The organism is Legionella quinlivanii (assembly GCF_003265995.1).
Lineage (GTDB): Bacteria > Pseudomonadota > Gammaproteobacteria > Legionellales > Legionellaceae > Legionella_C > Legionella_C quinlivanii_A.
On record NZ_MVJN01000009.1, the window covers coordinates 156,959 to 174,865 of the forward strand.

Here is a 17,907-nt window from a genome sequence, read left to right on the forward strand (position 1 = left end):
ATGACCTTCGTAATTACTGAAAGCTGTATCAAGTGCAAGTACACAGATTGTGTTGAAGTTTGTCCTGTGGATTGTTTTTATGAGGGCCCCAATTTTCTTGTGATTAATCCTGATGAATGCATCGATTGTGCGCTTTGCGAGCCGGAATGTCCTGTGGAGGCCATAAAGTCTGAAGATGACCTGGCGGATGAAGAAAAAGAGTTCAAGGAATTGAATGCCGACCTATCCAAAAAGTGGCCTAATATTACTGTGAAAAAAGATGGTCCTCCAGATGCAAAGGATTGGGAAGATGTGAAAGATAAGCTTCAGTATTTACAAAAAGACTGGTGAGTACTATTTCGATTAACAGCGATCCGATTGCTCATTGTCGACGGCTTTTTAGTGAAAATGGCAGATTAACAACTGCCATTCCCGGCTTTGTGGCAAGAACGGCGCAAATAGATCTGGCCGTTGCTATTGCAGAAAGTATCGAAAAAAGCTCGATACTGATTGCTGAGGCGGGTACTGGAACAGGAAAAACCTTTGCCTATCTTGTTCCCTGTCTGTTAAGCGGTAAAAAAACACTGATTTCTACAGCCACCAAAACACTGCAGGATCAATTATATCAAAAAGATTTGCCCAACCTGATTAAAGCCTTAGGTCTATCGCTGCAGGTTCAGAACTTAAAGGGACGAGCCAATTATATATGCCGGCATCGAACCGAATTGCATGCTCAGGAAGGACGTTTTTCACATCCGCAGGCGGTACATGATTTAATCTTTATCCGCGAAAAGCTGCCCTTACTACAGTCTGGCGAACGTTCTGAATTACCAGAAATTAACGAGGATGCCGCCGTCTGGCCCTATGCGACATCAACAGCGGATAATTGCCTGGGCAGTGAATGCGAATACTATAAAGACTGCTTTTTAGTTAAAGCCAGAAAAAAAGCATTGGATGCTGATTTGGTGGTGATCAACCATCACCTGTTTTTTGCTGATTCGCAACTGAAAGAAGAAGGCTTTGGCGAACTGCTGCCAGGAGTAGAGGTGGTCGTTTTTGATGAAGCGCATCAACTCGCTGAAATAGCCGCTTTGTTTAATAGTGAGCGATTTAGCACCAGACAATTAATTGACGCAGCCAATGAGTTGATGCTTGAATGGCCGGTTCTTGATCTGCCCAATCAGCCTTTCAAGGAACTGACTATTGAACTGGATAAAACAATTGATCAATTGCTTTTAGCCATTGCCAGGGAAGACGAAAAAATGCCTTGGGAGCAGGTTATCAGGCAGCCGCTCTTTAAAAAATCCTGGGATTCTCTGATGACCATTCTGGATGATTTCATCACGGCGATTGAGAAGTCCGGGAGTCAGGAGCAGAAAGGAATTGGCAATTGTCTGATGCGATTAAAAGAGTTTAAGTCGCTCATTCTGCGTATCAGTGATAGCAACCAGCCATTTATCCGCTGGATTGAACGATTTAAACACAGCCTCACCTGCCATGCGACTCCTTTTGAAGTAGCTAAGTCGTTTAGGAAATTAATCAGCCGGCAACAGGCGGCTTATATTTTTACTTCGGCTACCTTAACGCTTGAGTCTTCGTTTAACTGTTTTCTTAAACCGCTGGGATTAGAGAATGCTGAAACAATGATTCTACCCAGTCCATTTAATTATCAGGAACAGGCTTTATTGTATTTACCCAGGGATTTGCCCGATCCAAAACATAGTCGTTATTATGAGTCTTTGCTGGAAAAAGCATTGCCTGTTATCAATGCTTGCAAAGGCCGCTGTTTCTTTCTGTTTACCAGTCACCGAGCGCTGAAAATGGTTGCTCAGTTGCTTGGCAATACATTAAACTACCCGCTGCTCATTCAGGGAGACGAGGCCAAACCAATACTATTGGCCCGCTTTCGCCAATTGGGCAATGCCGTGTTGTTAGGTACGGCCACTTTTTGGGAAGGGGTTGATGTGAAGGGCAGTGCGTTGTCCTGTGTTATTATTGACAAATTACCTTTTGCCAGCCCTACGGATCCGGTGATTCGTGGCAAGATGGCTTACCTGAAATCACAGGGCTTATCCGGTTTTGATGAGCTCTCACTTCCCAATGCGGTACTGGCATTGAAGCAGGGCGTAGGAAGGCTAATCCGCGATATTGATGATCGAGGGGTGTTAATGATAGCCGATCCTCGTCTCACAGGCAGGGATTATGGCAGGCAAATATTTTCCAGTTTGCCCAGTCTTCGTAAAACTCGCGATGAGCAAACCGTATTAAGTTTTATTGAACAGTTGGCATTAGATGAAGAAATTATTGAGCATTGATACGTCCACTACCCATGCGTTTGTAGCACTCAGCATTGACGGAAGTGATGCCGTAATTGAACAAAGCGTTCAACGAAAACATGCTCAGACTCTGCTGCCTATGATTCAGCAATTGCTTGCTGAACATGAGTTCAGCCTTAATCAGTTAGATGGTATTGTGTTTGGACAGGGGCCAGGAAGCTTTACCGGCTTAAGAATTGCCTGTGCAATAGCCAAAGCTTTAGCTTATGCTCATGATCTGTCTTTATTTCCTGTAAGCAGTCTCCAGGCCATTGCCTGGAATGTACGTCATTCTGGAGTGCTTGACAGTCAATGCCCGGTTTTAGCGATGATTGATGCCAGAATGCAGCAGGTTTATTGGGGGTTTTTTAAGGAGGAGTCGGCGGCAGAGGAGCAGGTTTCTGACCCTGGTGAAATCTATCTGGATTCTGAAACCCCAGTCGTTATAGCAGGTATTGGCTTTGAGCCCTATTTGCCTCTTATGCCGGAAGCCACTCGTAAAATTATTAGCAGGCAGGTTGAAGCCTATCCTGATGCCTTGTCAATGATTCATCTGGTTCAGGCGGGAAAGATTGTGCCAGTGGATGTCGCCACAGCAGCCCCGGTTTATATCCGTAACAAGATTACTCAGTAAGGAGTCTCAATGGATAAACGTTTGCTTGAAATTCTGGTTTGCCCCTTATGCAAGGGCAAACTGATTTTGAAAGATGAGGAATTAATCTGCGCTTTTGATCGAATTGCCTATCCTGTCCGCGGAGATATACCGGTTATGCTAGAGCAGGAAGGGCGGTTAATCCCCCTGGAAGAAAAGGAGCAGTTGTGAATCCTGATTATCATGTCATTATTCCCGCACGGTATAGCTCATCAAGGCTTGCAGGTAAACTGATGCTGGAATTGGCCGGTAAAACTATTATTCAGAGAGTGTACGAGCAGGTGCTTCTGGCACAGCCTCGTTCTGTTATTATCGCCACAGACCATGAGTTAATTGCCAATCATGCGTCTGGTTTCGGAGCTCGGGTGATGATGACTGATAGTGCTCACCCAACGGGCACCGATCGCCTTGCAGAGGTAGTTAAAAAAAATAATTATCAGCCTCAGGATATCATTGTGAATGTGCAGGGGGATGAACCCTTCATTCATCCTGAGTTAATAAAACAGGTAGCCGCCAGTTTACAACAGGCTGAAACGCCAATGGCGACTCTTTGCTGGCCGATAGAAACCAGCCAGCAATTAAATAATCCCAATGTGGTGAAAGTCGTTCGCGATCAATTTAATAACGCCCTGTATTTTTCGAGAAGCGCGATTCCTTTCAACAGGGATAATCAGGATTCATTGGAGCATGTGTTTCGCCACATTGGCTTATATGCCTATCGAGCTTCCTTTATTCTTGATTATGTCAAATGGCAGCCTGCTCCTCTGGAAGTGGCGGAGTCACTAGAGCAGCTACGTGTTTTGTGGGCGGGTCATAAAATTCGCATAGAGCAGGCCTGCGTAAAACCCAGGCAGGATATTAATACCCGAGAAGATTTCGATGCAGCCTGGCTGATGCTTGAATCAGAGTAACTTCTCCCCTTATGTATCGTGATGTACACAACCGTCTTTGCGAGCGTTAGCGAAGCAATCCAGCACTAACTTTATCCAGGTTTCAACCTGGATTGCTTCACTTCGTTCGCAAAGACGAGAGTTTAGTTGCTTGGTGCTATTTATCCAACAATACCAGTCAGGCCGCGGGAGCTGTTGCTGCCAGCTCCGAGGACATTTCATTGCCCAATGCAATCAGGTTTTTCTCAGTCTCGCAAGCGCCGGGAGTCGCATAGAAGAATTGGTGCTTATTGTCTCGTTTGGCAAAATAATCATAGGTACCAATTGCGGTGGTTTGTAGTGGCCTGAGCACATAAGTTCTAATCCATTGCGTGAAATAGTGACGTTTGCCGTCAGAATAATGTTCCATATTGCCATTATGAAGGTGGTCATTCACATGTTTTATTAAAGCCTCTCTGTATTGGGTATGATTCGTCAGATGAGGGTTGATGCTGATGTAGCTATTATTTTCCTTAATAAAGAGTAAGCGAATATTAATTAATTTCATGATACGGCGATCGATTTTGTCATACATGATGCTCTCATCATCACTGAATTCTTTCTTTTCAAGACACAAAGCAGGATTTTGAGCGAGGTCAGCCAGCATGGATTGCTCCTCTTCATTGCAAAAATTCCGCATTTTAGGGCTGTATTTTTGCAAAAGACGAATAATCTCTTTATCCAGGGCATTAATGATTTTAATGGAAGCCTGATAAGCAGGATGCTCCAGGCGTTGCTGGATAATTTTCGCCTGACGCTCCAGAGAATTTCTATACTGGATATCATAATACAGTTCATCACGATGCGATTGGAGACTGCCAAGCCAGGCTCGTATTTCAGCACCCCCTGTTGTTTCCAGTTTCCTCCAGTGCTTATCCAAACTCCTCTTCTGTCGGGCCATTGCCAGATAGTGCTGCTCGAGTAATGGTTGACAGGGGTTAGTTTTACTGTACTGGGTGTAACCGGAATGAGGAGCATAATATGCCTCATAAAGCTGCTGAAGATCTGGCTGCCATTTATTCTTAATCAGCTGTTTTACGGCACTTACCTCCTTCTCTAATTTGTTTGCAATGTACTCGGCATGCATTCTTAGCGCATAGAGTGGTTGTTGTTGCTGCAAAATTTTCTCGCAAAATGAACGGGCTTCTGAAAGTTCGAAATCGACCGTTACTTTATCCCTGATTACTAATAAGGCTTGATTCGTCTCTTGAATGCTTTGACTAAGCTTATGAAAAAGCAGTTTCTTTTGAGATTCATACTCAAGATTAAGCTTTTGTTTGAGCATCGAGTGTTCTGGCCGGTAGTGCTCCATCAGTCTCTCAATATTCTGAAGCGCCTGTATACAGATTTCCTGCTGTTCGCAAATGGATTGCAATCGTTCTAATGCGGATAGCGATGGCGCTAGCTGACTGCATTGCTGCTGATAGGTTGCCAGAATGGCATCGACTTGATTTGACCATTCATTCAATAGAGGCCGCTTTGTTCTGGCTTTAGCAATAATCGGTTTTTCGCTGTCTTCACTGCTAAAAAGTCTGAGCCGCTCATTCAGGTCCCTGGAAAACTCACTGAGTTCTGCGGGTAATTTCAGGGCATGCGCTCTAATCGTTTGTTCATTTTGTTCAGTGAGTTGGCTTAGCATGTCAAATTCCTTAATAGCGTGAAGAGGAAAAGCAGCAATTTTAGTGTTCAGATGATGCAGCGCGACTAGCTGCTTTTTTAAAGTGACTATGGATTCCTGGCCTTGCCAGTAAAACAGATTGGTAATCAATTCACTGGTGTTTTGAGAGGCTGTTGTTTTCATAAACCAGCTCTTTACTCCAAGATGAGCATAAACTGCACGCTCTAATGTCTTGACAGTTTCCATATTCAAACCGGTAGTTTTGTCTTTGAGTAAGAGAAAGGTATCATTCAGAAAATTAATCAACTCTTTGGTAAGTTTGATACTGGTCGAATCTTTTTTATTCCCGATCCTGAGTATAAAAATGCTTGGAAAGAATTTGTCCAACTGCTTTTGAAGCGCTTCGGCTGCCAACTCTCTATGAACCTGCAGTTCATCAATATTATTGGTATCAGGGAATACTTGCGCGAACCGCTGCTCTATTGCATTCTGCAGGCTGGTACGCTGGATTGCCATTTTCTGTAATTGAAGGATGGTCTCAGTGATTTCTTTGATGAGAGACTGATGGTAGGCAGGATGATCAATTCGGTTTCGATAGTGCATCAGGATTTGTTCAATGAGGCTATTGGCTTTGGCTGTCATTTTCTGAAAGGCAGTGACGTACTGATTTAAACTGAATTCTCTATCAGCCACCCTGGAAACAGCATCTTCCAGCTTAAGATTCCTATGTATTTTTGCAAGGGAGTGGAACTGCTTCATTAATTCATCAATTTCAGCAGATTGGCTGTAGTTTTCTTCGGTATCAGGGGAGAGAATAATGACTTGTCTTGGTTTTTTGGAGTTATGTCTGCGCATTTGGAAGCTCAAGACTCATTCAAGTAATCCCAAATTACCATTCGATTCTTAAGAAAATATTAAAGAAATGTAACTGAAGTGTAAATTATTGAGATCGAATCGATCATTTCGCGATGGGATTTTTGCATAAGAAGAAAGGGACTAACTGTCGTCTTTGCGAACGAAGTGAAGCAATCCAGATCGATACTTGGACAATGTTAGGAGATGGATTGCTTCGCTGACGCTCGCAAAGACTTTTCAAACCGGTCATTTTTGCGAAGGCGGAAATCTATTTATGGTTTGTCACAGTGTCATCTTTGCATGACTTCACTCGCTTTGGCAAGCAGGATTCGCCGTCTCAAATAAAGAATGAAAGCAGGAAAGATCATTAGTAATATTCCACAGCTGAAAACCAGGCGAAAACGATCTGCACCGCCAATATCCATACTGTTTTCAGGAGGTATAAAACCTACGACCAAGGTAATGAAGCAGCCGATTAAACCCAGGAGGCAAGTCGCATAAAAACCTGCTTTACCGCCAGGAATCTGAAAGGTTCTCGGCATGCCTGCAGCTTTACTTTTTAAACGCCAGGCGGCGATAAACATGAACACGTACATCAGAATATATAATTCAGTGCTTAAGTCCGTGAACAGCCAATAGATGGCATTGACACTCGGAAATAATAAAAACCCACTGCACAATAGGGTGACAAGAATCGCTTGCAGAATCAGAATTCGGGAAGCAATCCCATGTTTATTCAGCCGATAAAGCCAATGAGGCAGAAAACCGTTATCAGCGGCCAGTAACAGGCCTTTGGCGGGCGAAATAATCCAGTTCACCATTCCGCCGAGACTGCCTAAAAGCAGCATGACGATAATCAGCGGCATTAGCCAGGTCATGTGGTAAGCCTGAAAGAAATTATTAAATGCCTGCATAACACCATCGACAAGACTGATTTGGTCTTGCGGCAATACAAAGGCAATCGCCAGGGAGCCAAAAATCATGGTAGACAAAATCAGCAACACTGAAAAAAACATGGCTTTAGGAAAATTATGTTGAGGCGATTCCACATTTCGGACATGGACTGCAGCTAGCTCCATCCCCAGAAAAGACGTCATGATAGCCGTTAGTGAAACCCAGGATTGAGTATCTCCCCAGTGAGGAAGAAGATGAGCAGGGCTTAAATCAACCGCAATCGGCTGGCCTTTAATTAGCCAGATAATTGCCAGCAGAATTATAAAGGCCATAGGAATAATCATTCCAAAAATGGCGCAAAAACTGGCAAAACGGGCAGAGGCTTTGAGGCCGCTTAATCCCAGCAAGGTAAGAGACCAAAACACTGTTAGAATGACTGCGATGAGATAGTATTTATTTTGAGCCAAAGCAGGATTAACCAGATAGGCCAGCGTGCCGGCGATAAACGAAAGAATGGTCGGATACCAGACCATCGTATTGATCCATTGCAGCCAAATGGTGAAAAAAGCGAGAGTTTCTCCAAAGGCATGTTTTACCCAGGAAAAAACCCCGCCTTCTTCTTCTGACCAGGTCGAGGATAATTCGGCGGATACCAGTGCCACCGGAATTAAAAATACAATAGCTGAAAAACTGAAAAAGAATATCAGGCTGGAGCCAAAAAGGGCTGTTGCGGGTAAGTTACGAATACTATCGATCGCTCCTGTAATTAAGAGTACAAGTGCTAACACAGATATTTTTTCGGAGGACCAGGCTTTCATTAAAAAAAGTTCCAACAACAGAGATTGACAAAAAGATATACATTATAGGGGATTGAGCCTTTTGAAGAAACTGATTTTATTTAAAATTCCATATAAAAAACTTAAATCCGAATGCTTGTATCTCTTTTTTTCATGATGTTTAATGGAGGTTCTATATTAACAGGAGTTCAACATGTCTGGTTTTTTTAGTGCAAATAGTTCCTGGCGGGCCGCCTTGCAGAGACTCAACCTTGCAGCAACAGTAGCCGCTGCAGTCTATCTGCTAGCCAGTGAAGATGCGAAGGGCAGCGAATTAGCCTTTAAAATGCTGGTGCAATTGGTTACTGCGATGGGTCTTCGCGACAATAACAGTACGCTGGCTTATATTTCAAGCGTCATATTAAATGGAATGGCGCTGGGAACTGATTACTCCGCATTAACAATGTGCAGCAGCCTTCCTGACAGCGTCAATTATGTACTGAGCGTAATGGATGGAGTAAATCTGGGGACTGCTATTTTAAATACGCCAGAAGAGGAACAGAAGCAGGCTGCAGAATTAAAACCTTCCTGATTTTATGGTCTTGCTAACAAAGTAAGCAATTGTAAGTTCGCAATTACACTTAAATCAGCTTAGCTGCCCTGAATGGTCACTATTAATTGGCGAGCACCGGCCTGATTCCGGTGTTCACAAAGGTAAATTCCTTGCCAGCGACCAAGCAATAACCGCCCGTCCTTTAGTGGAATGGTAAGGCTTGAGCCAAGCATCACATTTTTAATATGAGCCGGCATATCGTCTGAACCCTCAAGAGTATGACGAAACAATTGATCATCGTCAGGAATCAAGCGATTAAAATGGGTTTCCAAATCTAATGGTACATCCAGGCAGGTATTTTCGCTTATCGCCAGCGAAGCGGAAGTATGTTGAAGGAAGAGATTGGCCAGGCCAGTTTTAATCCTCGGTGCCGCCTGCATCGATTCAATGACCTCGTTTGTAATCAAATGAAAGCCGCGCGATTTGACTGGAAGTTGAATGCCGGTTTGCCAGTAAATGGATTCAGCCATGCTTGAATCCTCCCCGACAATGAGGAGAATTGCTTGTTTCCCCTTGTCGTTCTTTCCATTCATCCTCAGTGAATAAATGCATACTAAGCGCATGCAGACCCTGGCTAAACTCTTCAGCCAACAGTTTATTGATTAAACGATGCCGGGCGATTCTCGATTGGCCTTTGAATGAATCAGAGACCAGAACAAGCTTAAAATGAGTTTCTGCTCCCTCTGGTACATGATGCTGGCTGGATTCATCCAAAACTTCCATGTGATAAACAGGAAGCTCCCGATTTAAAATAGATTCAATACGAGTTTTACGATTCATTGTTGCCAGTTAAAAAAGGGGGTGCAACAATTATAATCCATTTACGTCTGAAAACTATGTCATTTAGTGACTGGATTGGTCCATTTTTATAAAAAATTATTGCCAGATTTCCATTTGACAAGTTGCTCTACATTTGAATTAATAATAGATGTTTGAAATATCAATCATTTTTTAAGACTGGCATTTAATTTGCTTAGTTAAATCAGAATGCTGAAATTAATCGAAGGAGAGTAGCATGAAGCAAAAAGGTTTTACATTAATCGAGTTGATGATCGTAGTAGCGATTGTCGGTATATTGGCGGCGATTGCAATCCCTGCCTATCAGGATTATACCATTCGTGCTCGCGTAACTGAAGGACTCAATCTGGCCGCATCGGCTAAACTGGCTGTCTCTGAAACGGCAATTTCCAATAATGCCTTGCCGGCTACACAAGCTGCTACAGGATATGTTAGCCCTGCGGCAACAACGAATGTACAGTCCATTGCCATTGGCGCCAACGGAATAATAACGGTTACCTACACTGCTGCAGCGGGTGGAGGAACAATTATTCTGCAACCAACCCTGCAAGCGAATGGGGATGTGACATGGACCTGTACTGGCGGAACTTTACTCGCTAAATACCGTCCTGCAAGCTGCAGAGCCTAGTGACTAGCTTATATTGGCGGGAATCTTCGAGATTCCCGTCTGCATTTTCAGGATCCTCCGTTTTATTGGATAGGGAGTTTGGTATGAACAACAAAGAAAAAGGTTTCACACTAATCGAATTGATGATTGTCGTAGCAATTGTCGGAATTTTGGCTGCCATAGCGATTCCTGCCTATCAGGATTACACAATCCGTGCCAGAGTAGCTGAAGGATTAAGCCTCGCGTCCTCTGCAAAACATGCAGTGTCAGAAACCACTCAAACTCGCAATGCTTTACCGGCAACACAGGCTGCAACAGGCTATGTTTCTCCAGCAGCAACTGCGAATGTCTCATCAATTGCTATTGGAAATAATGGTCTGATTACAGTGACATATACACCTGCTGCGGGTAATGGAACCATTATTTTACAACCAACCCTGCAAGCCAATGGCGATTTGACCTGGACTTGTACTGGTGGAACATTATTAGCCAAGTACAGACCTGCCAGTTGTCGATAGTATTGTCATTCCCGCGGATGCGGGAAATCTATTTCATCATGAGCACAGTACCAAATCATTGATGGATTTCTGCCTTTGCGGAAAAGCATGTTGCGTAAATGAGATTGGTGCACAAAAAAAAGTCTTTTCGAACAAAGTGAAGCAATCCATATCCTGGCTTTGTTCAGGTTTAGATCTGGATTGCTTCACTTTGTTCGCAAAGACGACATGTTTGTTGCTTGGTTCTATTTACGCAACAATGCCTCGCGGAAATGACAGTATACCTATGCAATTCACTGCAACCGCCAGAAGTTGATTTTTACATTATACTTATATGATTGAATATCGATCAATTGGGTGTAAAAATGGCTAGTGTAAAAGAATATGATGATAGAATCCGGGCAAAACAGAACGATATTTCTGCAAAAGAAAAAGAGTTGAAACAACAAGATGCGTTTCTGTTAGGAAGAAGAAGGGATCTGAAAGGCTTAGAAGAGACTCTTGATAATGTTAGAAGCAAACTGGCGAGAGTGGATTCAGAGTTTAATAAAGAGGATGCTGTTCTGGAAAAGAGAAAATTACAGTTTGAATATGATCAAATTGAGGAAAGCCAGAAAAAGCAATCTCTCTCTTGTGACGAAGCATCGGCGGCTCGCGGTAAAATAGCTGAGGACCTTGTAAAATTAAAAGCAGAAATTGTTGAGTTAAAAAGTGCAAGAGAAAAACAGGCAGAGCTTGAAGACCTGGAGGCAGGAAAATTGCAGGCTGAAGCAGAAGCAGAGGCTCAGAGAGTCAAGGCAGAGGCTTTGGAAGCAGACAAAAAAGCTTTGGAAGCAGAGAAAGAGGCTGCCAGACAGAAACTAGAAGAATCTCACTTGGAAATTAACTCCCTTTTAAAACCAATTGAAGATGCACTGACAACTTTAAAAGAAGAACTGGCTGCCATTGATCAGAAAGCGCAGCCAGAGGCGTTTAAAGCCGCAAGCGTTCTAATACAAAGCCTGGATGATGCTTTTAGCCAATACCAGCAAGCTTTAGTTAGTGCTGTGGGTGCTAATCACTCTAAGGAACTAATCAATGATGCGGGGAAAACATTCAAGCAAAGCTGCAAGAATGCAATAGAAATTGCCAGTCCAAAACTTGGAATTGGCTGGGGAGAACAACTCAAAAACTTTTTCAGAGCTATCGGCAATGGAATAAAATATGTTGCTAGTAAATTGGGAGCCGATGTTAATTATTACGAATACAAGCAAAGCAAGTCACTCGGAGCAGTCGGTGTTTTCAAAACTGCTACGAAATTAGATAAAGAGGAGCCTGCGGAGCTGGAGAAGGGGAGAAGTATTACTCCTGGGCAGGGTGAGTAATTCGAGACGCTTGTGTTACCAGATCAAACCAGCTGATATATTTGTAATCTCCTTAGAAACATTCCTGCGTACTGCGCCAAGCCGCAGTACGCAGGCACGGTGGTAACTGGTTATAACTTTTGCTCAACAAGCTGGTTCTTTAATCGAACATAAACAGGCAGACCATTATTATAATGAGGATAGGCTTCACCCTGAATCAACGGACTCAGATAACGCCGGCAGGCCTCGGTAATCTCGAAACCGTCTTCACTGATAAAGTCCGCAGGCATGGCTTTTTCCTGATTGGCCACTTCACTTAATGGAACATGACTGATTGACCAGCGATAGGGTGAATCCTGTTCTCTTTTAACGATTGGCATAATGGCATTGTGCCCGCTAATTGCGAGTTCAACAGCAGCCTTGCCCAAGGCATAAGCATGTTCCAGATCCACCTGGGATGCGATGTGACGCGCTGCGCGTTGTAGATAATCAGCGACCGCCCAATGATATTTATAACCCAGATTGCTTTTTATCAATTGCGCAATCACAGGAGCAACCCCGCCTAGCTGGGCATGTCCAAACGCATCGCGAAGACCTGCGTCACTCAGGAACTTTCCTTCCTTATTCTTGATTCCTTCCGAAACCACGACTACACAATAGCCATATTCTTTAACGCAGGCGTCTACTTTAGCAAGAAATTTCTGTTCATCGAAAACGTTTTCCGGGAATAAGATAATATGGGGCGGCTCGCCTTGCTTTTGTGAAGCCAGGCCGCTGGCGGCTGCGATCCAGCCAGCATGACGTCCCATGACTTCAAGAATGAACACTTTTGTCGAGGAAGCGGCCATTGAGGCAACATCAAAACCTGCTTCCATCGTTGAAACAGCGACATACTTAGCGACAGAACCGAAGCCCGGACAGTTGTCTGTGAAGGGTAAATCATTATCTACTGTTTTGGGAATGCCGACACAGGTAATGGGATAATTCATCTCTTTACTCATCCTGGCAATCTTATTGGCCGTATCCTGAGAATCGCCCCCCCCATTATAAAAGAAATAGCCAATATCATGCGCCTTGAACACTTCGATCAGGCGCTCATATTCCGAGCCGCTGTCTTTCAGTTTGTAACGGCATGAGCCGAAAGCGCCGGCTGGTGTAAACATTAACCCGGCGATAGCTTCATCGCTTTCAAGTGAGGTGTCGATTAATTCTTCGTTCAAAGCGCCAATGATACCGTTTTTGGCGGCAAAGACTTTCCCGATTTTTTCTGGATGCTGGCGTGCAGTTTGAATGACCCCGCAGGCCGATGCATTGATAACTGCGGTAACCCCCCCGGATTGTGCATAAATTGCATTTTTCACTGACATTAGGACTCCCTAAATAATTGACGTGTTAAGTGGCGTAAAGGCTATCATATTCATCGATGACTTCATCAATATTACGGATTAATTCAGCGAAAGTGGTTTTCATTTCATCAATTTTTTTCGCTTCTTTAGCCTGTTTTTCCAGTTTGGAGACCTGAGTTTGCAGATGAGGTACGCCACAAAAGCAGCAGGCTCCGTATAGTTTATGGGCTGCATTCTGTAAGCCCTGGATATTCTGTTTGTTATATAGCTCAAAAAACTCGACACGGCTTTTGTGCAGCTCCTCCACAAAGCGATTTAAAAATTCTTCAGCCAAAGCCTGATTACCGGATACCTTTTGTACGCATAATTGCCAGTCAATTGCCTGGTTTTTTGATTTTTTCAGTAAACGCAGCAGATGAGTTAATAATTGCTTTTCATCAATAGGTTTTTGCAGACAAAGGTCTACGCCTGCCTTTTTCATTTTATCTTTATTCATGTCATTGCCGCTGGCACTGATAACTACAATGGGTGTTAGCTTATTCAACATGGATTGCTGGCGTATCTGCTGTGCGGCTTCCAGTCCGCTAAGCTGTGGCATTTGCAAGTCGAGAAGCAAAAGATTATAGCGTTTGCTATTACAGGCTCTCACTGTTTCCTTTCCATCTTCAACCGCCTCAATATTACTTAACTCGCTAAGAAGTGAATTTAACAGCATGCGGTTGACTGGATTATCTTCGGCAATCAATATTTCAGGATGAATCAAACGCAATTGCTTGCGCAAATTGTCGAGTTCCTGATCCATCGCAACAGGAGCGGTGGTCTGACTTGAGAGCTGCTCGATGACTTCATGGAGTTTCTGAATGCTGATTGGCTTGAACAGAAAGCCATTGGCTCCCAGTGACTGTGGATTGTGGATAAGCCACTTGGAAATCAGGACACTGGGCATTTTTTGTTTGCCAAGAATTTGTGCCACCTGTTTTTCGCAGCCTTCATTCACATTAATAAAAGCAATGGTGCAATCCCGGTGTGTGCTGAATGCTTTCTCCAGTTGATTAAAGGAAGTGACTGGCACGCATTCAATTCCCCAATAACCCAAGCCATTACACAATGCCTCCAGCTGCAGGCTGTTATCATCAAAGCAAAGCGCTTTTATGTTGTTAAAGCGGTGGCTTTGATTTTTCTCCACTTCATAGGCCGATAATTTTTCAAGTTTAATATACACTGAAAAGGTAGAGCCTTTGTTAAGCTCACTGTTAAGCACAATGCGCCCTTGCATGGCTTCAACCAGCTTTTTGCAGATCACAAGCCCAAGGCCTGTGCCGCCATAACGTCGGGTGATAGAAGTATCTGCCTGATTGAAGGCATTGAACAGACGGGTTTGATCATCGGGGGAAATGCCAATACCAGTGTCAGTCACTGAGACACAGAGCATATAATCTTTGTCTGATTCCTGTTCAATGGAGGTACGAACCAGCACATAGCCATGATCAGTGAATTTCACCGCATTACTAACCAGATTGGTCAGGATTTGCTTGATTCGCAGAGGGTCACCAAGCACTGTTTTAGGTACATTAATCTGGGTTGAGGGGATTAGGTCGATTCCTTTCTTATGGGCATTGGGTGCGGCCAATGTCAATACCTCATCAATACAGCCTCTCAAATCGAGTGGAATGCAATCGAGATGGAGTTTTCCAGCATCCATTTTGGAATAATCCAGAATATCATTGATGATGGCCAGTAAATCCTGGGCCGATGACTTGATTGTTTTAACGTAATCAAGTTGCAAGGCATCCAGCTTGCTTTCCAGCAATACATTGGTGAAGCCGATAACGCCATTCATGGGGGTGCGGATTTCATGGCTCATATTGGCAATGAATTCGGATTTTTGCCGGCTTTTTTCTTCTGTTTTCTTTTTCTCCAGAGATAACTGGATATTTTTTTCTTCAAGCAGTTCGAGACCTTGCTGTAAATCGGCTGTAGCCACTTCAATGTGATGATTGAGTTCTCGTACAATATTCAGATATTGTTTTTGCAAATGCGCGCAGCCCCGTTCAATTTCCCCAAGTTCCCCAGGACTTGAAACGGTAATTTTTGTCTCAAATTCATTGCTGAGAATTTGTTTCATACTGCGGCGAAGACGAGATATCGGCTGATAAATCTGTTTGGAGAGAAAATAATGAATGGTCAAACTGATAAGTAAGCCGAGTAAGGTAATAAATATGGTAATGATGTACATTTTATACTGCTTAATCAGAGTCGATTGAGTATCGATATCGATTGAAAGCCAGCCTAAAATATCGTCAGCCTGCAGAGGAATATAATCTGAAGGGGCTCTGAAAGGAGTCGTCGCGTAAAGATTATATTTCGGGATAGTAATTGGTGCGACAAAATTAATAGAGTAGGGGGTGATTTGCTTACTCTCAATATAATCCCCGGTATATTCTGGCGGTTTAAATGGCTTATGAATAGAATGCTTGCCCCCGCGGTAGGCAACCAATTGTCCTTCAGCATTATAAAATGCCAGCGCCTGAACCTCTGGATTGACGGTGGAGGCATTAATTAAACCCTGCAGCGTTCGACGGTCATTACGCATCATTGCCAATTGGGCTGCTGGCAGTAGTTGTCTGATATAAGCTTCGCCCAGACGGGACATGTGTTGATGTAAATCTTTACTGAACTGGCCGTTATAAAAAACAGCAAAAAGAAGAGCGACCAGAAATACTGGAATTAAGGTGGTTAGCCTGAGTTGGTATTTAATACCAATTCCCTTCATGTGGGAATCCTGTTTTTGTGCATAAATAATAAAAAAGAAAAAATTTGGAAAACAATACAAAGTTTAGGTGAAAACATCAATCAATTCCCGCATTTTATTTTAACTATTAGTAACCAGAACTCTTATCATGCCTTACTGCAGTGACGGTCATTGTGCCGGGTGTCTAAACTGAGCTATGATAGCAGGTTATTAGTAACTCCCCGCGTACGTCATCCTGAACGAAGTGAAGGATCCCATACTGCTTAGAACTGAGCCAGATTCAGGAGATCCTTCACTTCGTTCAGGATGACGTGCCTGGGGAGTTACGGTTTATTATTGACTAATTAATGGAGAGCCTGATGGTTGTCAGAACAAGGTTTGCCCCAAGCCCGACAGGGCTGCTTCATGTAGGCGGTGTTCGCACTGCTTTGTATTCATGGCTTTACGCCAGGCATCATCAGGGTGAATTTATACTTCGGATTGAAGATACGGATCAGGAGCGTTCGACCAAAGAATCAGTACAGGCCATTCTCGATGGTATGGCATGGCTTAATCTCCACTCTGACAAGGGACCTTTCTACCAGTCAGAGCGTTATGAACGTTATGAAGAAATTGCCAGCCTGTTGCTAGAGCAGGGCATGGCCTACCGATGTACTTGCTCAAAAGAACGTCTCGAAGCCTTGAGAGAAGCGCAGTTGGCTGCTAAACAAAAGCCTCAGTATGACGGGCATTGCCGGGAAATGAATCTCGCGCCTACTGATGAAGCGCATGTGATTCGCTTCAAAAATCCGAAATCGGGAGTGGTCAGTTTCTCTGATCAGGTTTATGGTGATATTCACGTGGATAATGCTGAACTGGATGATTTGATCCTTGTCCGTTCGGATGGCCATCCAACTTACAATTTTGCCGTGGTTATTGACGATCTGGATATGGAAATTACTCACGTTATTCGTGGAGATGATCACATCAACAACACTCCGCGCCAAATTAATCTTTTCAAAGCCCTGAATGCGCCAATTCCTGTTTTTGCTCATTTGCCAATGATCCTCGGTGATGACGGAAAGCGTTTATCAAAACGTCATGGTGCGGTCAGCGTCATGCAGTTTAAAGAGGAGGGGATATTACCTCAGGCCTTGTTGAATTATCTGGTTCGTTTAGGTTGGTCACATGGCGATCAGGAAATATTTTCTCTGAAAGAGATGATTGAGTTTTTTGACTTAAAACATGTCAGCCGCGGTGTATCAAGCTTTAATTATGAAAAATTATACTGGCTTAATCAGCATTATCTGAAAGAACAAGACCCTGCTCAAACGGCAAAAGCGCTTGCATGGCATTTTGAAACACAGGGCATCCACACAGAAAAAGGGCCCGAGCTTTCGAATATCGTCGCGCTTCAGGCGGAACGTTGTAAAACGCTGGTGGAAATCTGTGATAAAAGTCGCTATTTTTTCGAAGACGAAATTGCTTATGATGAGGATGCAGTTAAAAAACACCTGCGGCCTGTCATTCTCGAGCCTTTAGAAAAACTGTATAGCAGTTTGCTTGAACTCTCCGATTGGAATGCGGAAAAAATACATGAGTCGATTGACAAAGTTTGCAGCAAGTATGAAATTAATATGGGTAAGCTGGGCCAGCCTCTTCGTGTTGCAGTGACTGGTACTGGAATGTCACCTGCGATTGATCAAACACTGTTTTTAATCGGAAAAGAAAAAACTCTTGCTCGTTTGAATTATGCTCTCGAACGTATTCGGGAGCGTGCTGCGGCAAGTGGCGGCTGAGAAAGCCATGTAGGTCGGGCGCTTCGCCCATAGCCGTCAGGCTAAGGAAAATATTTTTGTTTAACAGATTGAATAAATTGAAAAAAGAGCTAGAGTACCCTTTAAATTTTTTCCGGGCAGGAATAAACAAAGGGACTCTATGCTGTTGGATACCA

At 43.6% G+C, this 17,907-nt stretch carries 16 protein-coding genes; 10 read left to right on the forward strand and 6 right to left on the reverse strand.

Annotated features, from left to right (window positions below; translation table 11 throughout):
* Genes fdxA through kdsB form a run of 5 tightly spaced genes read left to right on the forward strand, consistent with a single transcriptional unit; the run spans position 1 to position 3,857 of the window.
* On the forward strand, positions 1 to 330 hold the full coding sequence (gene fdxA / locus B1207_RS12600; protein ID WP_112220308.1) for a ferredoxin FdxA: 330 nt from the start codon (positions 1 to 3) through the stop codon (positions 328 to 330).
* Positions 327 to 2,294, forward strand: coding sequence for an ATP-dependent DNA helicase (locus tag B1207_RS12605; RefSeq protein WP_437178503.1), 1,968 nt, complete (start codon positions 327 to 329; stop codon positions 2,292 to 2,294). The genes fdxA and B1207_RS12605 overlap by 4 nt, the downstream gene beginning before the upstream one ends.
* Positions 2,272 to 2,928, forward strand: coding sequence for a tRNA (adenosine(37)-N6)-threonylcarbamoyltransferase complex dimerization subunit type 1 TsaB (gene tsaB, locus B1207_RS12610; RefSeq protein WP_112220309.1), 657 nt, complete (start codon positions 2,272 to 2,274; stop codon positions 2,926 to 2,928). Before B1207_RS12605 ends, tsaB begins: the two co-directional genes overlap by 23 nt.
* A 9-nt stretch (positions 2,929 to 2,937) precedes the next feature.
* Entirely contained in the window at positions 2,938 to 3,117 is a 180-nt protein-coding gene (locus B1207_RS12615; protein WP_058507595.1) for a Trm112 family protein, read from the forward strand.
* Entirely contained in the window at positions 3,114 to 3,857 is a 744-nt protein-coding gene (gene kdsB, locus B1207_RS12620; protein WP_112220310.1) for a 3-deoxy-manno-octulosonate cytidylyltransferase, read from the forward strand. The genes B1207_RS12615 and kdsB overlap by 4 nt, the downstream gene beginning before the upstream one ends.
* A 157-nt stretch (positions 3,858 to 4,014) precedes the next feature.
* Here kdsB and B1207_RS12625 read toward each other — a convergent pair whose 3' ends face one another.
* Both B1207_RS12625 and B1207_RS12630 read right to left on the reverse strand, forming a co-directional pair.
* A complete protein-coding gene (locus B1207_RS12625) occupies positions 4,015 to 6,348 on the reverse strand; it encodes a hypothetical protein (RefSeq protein ID WP_112220311.1) in 2,334 nt (777 codons plus the stop codon).
* A gap of 290 nt (positions 6,349 to 6,638) precedes the next feature.
* Positions 6,639 to 8,060, reverse strand: coding sequence for an APC family permease (locus B1207_RS12630; protein WP_112220312.1), 1,422 nt, complete (start codon positions 8,058 to 8,060; stop codon positions 6,639 to 6,641).
* Positions 8,061 to 8,232: 172 nt separating this feature from the next.
* On the opposite strand from B1207_RS12630, the gene B1207_RS12635 reads away from it, so the two are divergent.
* Complete coding sequence (locus B1207_RS12635; RefSeq protein ID WP_112220313.1) at positions 8,233 to 8,610, forward strand: hypothetical protein; 378 nt, start codon at positions 8,233 to 8,235, stop codon at positions 8,608 to 8,610.
* 59 nt (positions 8,611 to 8,669) lie between these two features.
* Here B1207_RS12635 and B1207_RS12640 read toward each other — a convergent pair whose 3' ends face one another.
* Both B1207_RS12640 and B1207_RS12645 read right to left on the reverse strand, forming a co-directional pair.
* A complete protein-coding gene (locus tag B1207_RS12640) occupies positions 8,670 to 9,101 on the reverse strand; it encodes a secondary thiamine-phosphate synthase enzyme YjbQ (RefSeq protein WP_112220314.1) in 432 nt (143 codons plus the stop codon).
* Positions 9,094 to 9,411 carry a BolA family protein gene (locus B1207_RS12645; RefSeq protein ID WP_112220315.1) on the reverse strand — a complete coding sequence of 106 codons (318 nt, stop codon included), beginning with the start codon at positions 9,409 to 9,411 and terminating at the stop codon, positions 9,094 to 9,096. The genes B1207_RS12640 and B1207_RS12645 overlap by 8 nt, the downstream gene beginning before the upstream one ends.
* 235 nt (positions 9,412 to 9,646) lie before the next feature.
* On the opposite strand from B1207_RS12645, the gene B1207_RS12650 reads away from it, so the two are divergent.
* The 3 genes from B1207_RS12650 to B1207_RS12660 all read left to right on the forward strand — a co-directional run bounded on the left by B1207_RS12650 (position 9,647) and on the right by B1207_RS12660 (position 11,897).
* Positions 9,647 to 10,057, forward strand: coding sequence for a pilin (locus B1207_RS12650; RefSeq protein WP_058507588.1), 411 nt, complete (start codon positions 9,647 to 9,649; stop codon positions 10,055 to 10,057).
* An 83-nt stretch (positions 10,058 to 10,140) separates the two neighbouring features.
* Positions 10,141 to 10,554 carry a pilin gene (locus B1207_RS12655; protein ID WP_112220316.1) on the forward strand — a complete coding sequence of 138 codons (414 nt, stop codon included), beginning with the start codon at positions 10,141 to 10,143 and terminating at the stop codon, positions 10,552 to 10,554.
* A 344-nt stretch (positions 10,555 to 10,898) separates the two neighbouring features.
* The gene (locus tag B1207_RS12660) at positions 10,899 to 11,897 is read left to right on the forward strand and encodes a hypothetical protein (protein WP_112220317.1); all 999 of its coding nucleotides are present in this window, start codon (positions 10,899 to 10,901) and stop codon (positions 11,895 to 11,897) included.
* A gap of 110 nt (positions 11,898 to 12,007) precedes the next feature.
* Here the strand turns inward: B1207_RS12660 and B1207_RS12665 are convergent, their stop codons facing one another.
* Both B1207_RS12665 and letS read right to left on the reverse strand, forming a co-directional pair.
* Complete coding sequence (locus tag B1207_RS12665) at positions 12,008 to 13,243, reverse strand: 6-phosphofructokinase (protein WP_112220318.1); 1,236 nt, start codon at positions 13,241 to 13,243, stop codon at positions 12,008 to 12,010.
* A gap of 25 nt (positions 13,244 to 13,268) precedes the next feature.
* Positions 13,269 to 15,995, reverse strand: a complete 2,727-nt coding sequence (gene letS, locus B1207_RS12670) for a two-component system sensor histidine kinase LetS (RefSeq protein WP_112220319.1) — start codon at positions 15,993 to 15,995, stop codon at positions 13,269 to 13,271.
* 338 nt (positions 15,996 to 16,333) lie between these two features.
* On the opposite strand from letS, the gene gltX reads away from it, so the two are divergent.
* Positions 16,334 to 17,752, forward strand: a complete 1,419-nt coding sequence (gltX, locus tag B1207_RS12675; protein WP_112220320.1) for a glutamate--tRNA ligase — start codon at positions 16,334 to 16,336, stop codon at positions 17,750 to 17,752.
* Positions 17,753 to 17,907 lie beyond the last annotated feature (155 nt).